The organism is Syntrophomonas sp. UBA1041 (assembly GCF_002316705.1).
Taxonomy (GTDB): domain Bacteria; phylum Bacillota; class Syntrophomonadia; order Syntrophomonadales; family Syntrophomonadaceae; genus DTU019.
Window position 1 is genome coordinate 1 of sequence record NZ_DCEA01000040.1, and the last position, 4142, is coordinate 4142.

At 45.9% G+C, this 4142-nt stretch carries 3 protein-coding genes; all 3 read right to left on the reverse strand.

Annotated elements, in window-relative coordinates; genetic code table 11:
* The coding region (ppsA, locus tag B2633_RS06785; protein WP_483169871.1) for a phosphoenolpyruvate synthase at positions 1-2075 on the reverse strand (2075 nt) is incomplete at its 3' end.
* A gap of 113 nt (positions 2076-2188) precedes the next feature.
* The gene (locus tag B2633_RS06790) at positions 2189-3187 is read right to left on the reverse strand and encodes a class I SAM-dependent methyltransferase (protein ID WP_061214896.1); all 999 of its coding nucleotides are present in this window, start codon (positions 3185-3187) and stop codon (positions 2189-2191) included.
* Positions 3188-3339: 152 nt separating this feature from the next.
* The gene (locus tag B2633_RS06795) at positions 3340-3927 is read right to left on the reverse strand and encodes a TetR/AcrR family transcriptional regulator (protein WP_483169872.1); all 588 of its coding nucleotides are present in this window, start codon (positions 3925-3927) and stop codon (positions 3340-3342) included.
* Positions 3928-4142: the final 215 nt, after the last annotated feature.

Below are 4142 nucleotides of genomic sequence, written 5' to 3' on the forward strand. Positions count from 1 at the left end.
AGTGCCTGCTTATAAATGTAGTTGCGTTGCATATTGGCATATTTGGGATATTCCCGGTAGCCGATCAAATTGCGCACAATGCCGATCATCTTCTTCGTCTTTTTTGCCTTTCTTTTGCCGCCGGGCAATTGTTGCAGGCGGCCTAAGAGCTCCTGTTCTTTCTCCTTCGCTTCTTTAAGCCCCTGCTCCAATTTAATCCTGTGGGCACCCGGCTCAAAGTTTCTGATATTGCTGAAGATCATGGGAATAAGCGCGGTGGGATGTTCGCTCCAACGGAGCCTGGTGATATCGATCTCACCGGAACAGCGCATGCCGTATTTTTCAAGGAATGCCTGTATGGCTGGGCTGACCGCCTCACCGCCTTCCAGCCTGGACAGGTCTTCAAAAAAAGTCTCATCACTGGCATGATGAAAATAATCAATTACTGCCGGATATTTTCGGACAGCATCGGCTACATCCAAAAGGTCAAGCCCCATTTCGGAAGTAATATTGTTGTCTACCGATTGAGAGAGCACGTCGACTGCACCTTTTTCGTTCAGCCATTTTTCCATTTTCTTATTGATCCAATTTGCGGCCAGCATCCCGACTATCCATGCTGCCACGCTTTGGGGGTCAGCTATGATTTGCATTAATCGCTTACGGTCCTGTAAAATGAAATCAAACAGTTCATCTCCGGATACAACTGCGATCCTTTGCTGCAGATCCCGGACCGATTCCTGGTTGCGGGAAATGAGATTTTTAATCAGGGCGGGGTCATTTTTGCGGTAGATATTTACGGCCTGAACGGGAAGCGCCCAGGATAGTCCCTCTGCCCCCATACGGAGTACTCTTTCCCCCCGCGGCAAAGTCTTTAAGAATTGCTTTCGCTTGAATAAATTCAGCATGGCGTTTTTTATCAAAAGATCCATTTCACCAAATGTTCTCAACGCTATTTTTCTTCCCGCCAGCGAGACCAGGTCATGAGTATAATCGTAAAACAACCTGCCGCCGGCTGAGCGTAGTGTATGGTCCTTGAGAAAAATCTGGCAGAAGGACATTCCCAATGGTGTGATGGGTTCGGTCATCATCTGCTGGTGGCCGTAGGATATATATACACGGTTTTTTCCGTCGCTTACATTAGGCAGGGGGTATAAGGTGGTGATGGGGCGGCTCTGAACGATATAGAAGGTATCTGCATAAAGGCACCATTCAATGTCCTGGGGCGAACCAAAGTAGGCTTCGATCTTTCTGCCCAGACCTTCAAGCTGTAAAATCAGCTCGTCCGTCAGGGTTTGCTTATTCTGCCGCTGGGGCTCGATCTCCCGTTTCCGGGTGCCTCCTTTTTCCAGGGCATAGATGGCCAGCTTTTTGGTGGATATCTTTTTATCGACGATCATGCCCTCCCGTACTTTATAGATGTCAGGATTCACCAGGCCGGAGACCAGGGCTTCGCCAAGATCGAAGCTGGCGTCGATGGACAGCACTTTGCGATTGGATGTGACGGGATCGGCGGTAAACATAATCCCCGACGCCTGGGGAAAAACCATCTGCTGTACGACCACAGACAGATGGACCTTGCGATGGTCAAACCCATTTTGCATGCGGTAGATTACAGCACGATCAGTAAACAGCGACGCCCAGCACCTGCTGATATGCTTAAGAATGGCATCTTTTCCTATAATGTTTAGATACGTGTCCTGCTGTCCGGCGAAGGAAGCGGCGGGCAGGTCTTCCGCGGTGGCGCTGGAGCGCACTGCATAGGCATTGTTTTCGCCTAGTAAGGTGATGTACGAAGCGATTTGCTCTTCGATTTCTTTAGCGATAGCGATCTCCTCAATGACCGTGCGGATCTTCGCGTTGATCTGGCTGATCTTTTCCAGCTCGCCTGGCTGAAAAAGAGACAACTGATCCAGCAACTGGTTAAGTTCTTTATTGTCCTCAATTATTTCTTTATAGGCTTCAATAGAAACGCAAAAGCCCGCCGGTACACTAATTCCTTCAATTCTGGACAGTTCCCCCAGGTTAGCGCCCTTGCCGCCGACTAGGGCGAGCTTGGTTTTATCTATTTCCTCGAAACCAAGTACATATGGACTCATATTTAACCTCTTTAAACTTGATGTCCCTGCCCAAGAATCAACAATTTATGGAAGCATAAAGTGGCCAGTAACCACACGTATTTGTCCGCTTCAATGTTTCATAATTACCTATGCTATTCCACAACCGCACAGGCAAAATGGGCATGTTCCTGGGCATGGTAGTTGCCTGTGTGTCCCTGGAAGTAGAGCTTTTCAATATTTGAAGGGCTTAAATTCTCCTTAAGACGCAGCCCTAAAGCGTCCAGGTCGTGAGACAAGGTCGACGGGTCAAACCCGGATTTCATTTTTTCACCTGCTTTATGAGACCACAAAAACCACTGTCCCCGTGGAGCTACTTTTGCAGGGTCAAAGGCATCTGTATCCAGGTAATCAAAAATAACAGTACTGCCTTTGGGGGCGATACCTGCAACTGTGCGCAGGGTATCCAATACAGTTTCACGAGGCAGGTAGTAAGTGACACCTAGCCAGTTAAAGAAGCCCAAGGCTTTCGGGTCATACGATGAATTTTTAAGCGCCTCATCAAGCCTTTGGTGCGTGAAATCTACCGGAACAAAATATAGTTGCTTTGGAATCTCCCAACCCAATTCAGTGAGGCGTTGACGCTTAAAAGCTTGGGTAGCCGGATGGTCCACCTCAAATACCCGAAGCTTCTCCATCAGTTCCGGGCACCGGAAGGCAAAGGTGTCCATCCCTGCTCCCAAGATCACGTACTGCTTTACTCCTTTCCTGACAGCCTCCACCAGGCTGTCTTCGGTATACCTGGCCCTGCTGACTGCCAATGCGGGAGCTCCATGAGCATGCATATACCAATCCACGGCCGACGTTGGGCTGGAGATCAGGTTCAAGTCTTGGGGAGCAATAGCTTCAAAAGTACGTTTAACACGCCGGGGAAGAAAAAATTTTATGACGGAGGGAACAGCCTTTCGGGAGCCTATATAATAGAGTACCTTATTAGATTTGTATATCATCCCGTCGAAGTTTGTGCGTTGCTCTTCTGTAAGCAAGTGACCTGCCAAAAAGTCATCAAATATCTTTGGTTCATCATGCGCCGCATGATAGGCTCGACAGTAGGTTATTATTGATGCGGAATAACTAGTTTTATTCTTTTTCATTGATATCCCCTCCAATTAATTATCTCCATATTGGCTTAATCTCCGGCTATGACGTGCTTTGTTTTATCTATTCCCTCAAAACTAAGCACATACGAACTCATATTTAACCTCTTTAAACTTGATGTCCCTACCAAATGAATCAACATGTCCAATTAATCCTGATGGATGGCAATACCTTCCTTGATTATTTGAACTGCACTTTCCACTTTCTTTAAATACCGGGTCTCGTCAAACCCACTGTATAAATATTCATTAAAAACGAAGATATAAATCAATTTAATAACAACTTCGGAGTCGATTTCCATCTTGATTAGACCGCGCTGTTTATCACGCTCGATTATTTCGATGTACTTTTTGTTGGATGCTCTTAGGAGTTGCAGAATGAATTCGCTGTTATCAATCACCGTCAACGCGCCTATCTTGGTATACTCTGATCTCATCTTGCCTACTTTAATGGTTCCTTCGGCTCTTTGCATAATGTTTTCAAAAAAGCTGGCATCTGGGTTGAAGGCTCCTATAATCTCATGTATATCCTGTGAGACTTTTTCCACCATATAAAGATAAATGTCTTCTTTGTCGGCAAAATATTGATAGAAACTGCCCTTTGGTATACCTGCATTCTTGACAATTTGGCTGATGGATGCTTCGCTGAAACGCCGGGTGGAAAACTCCTGTACGGCAGCATCAAATATTCGCTTCTTCTTCTCTTCGCTCAAATTAAAGAAAGTACTTTTGGGCATTTTTTTCCCCCTCTAGAGACTGGGTGGTCATATAGTACGTAAATAATAGCTAAACCCACTGCGTGTGACCACCCCGTCATATTATAATAATATTGTATGACTGCCCAGTCATATTGTCAAGATATTATTAACTGAAATGGTACTATTCGATCCCGTTATCTTTCTTTTTAAGAAGCCAACACTTACCATGCTGCCGTATAATTGGAGAAGTACAG

Bases quoted from the DNA above. Each gene is read 5' to 3' on its own strand.
- B2633_RS06790 (WP_061214896.1), bottom strand. From the start codon at position 3,187: ATGAAAAAGAATAAAACTAGTTATTCCGCATCAATAATAACCTACTGT.
- B2633_RS06795 (WP_483169872.1), bottom strand. From the start codon at position 3,927: ATGCCCAAAAGTACTTTCTTTAATTTGAGCGAAGAGAAGAAGAAGCGA.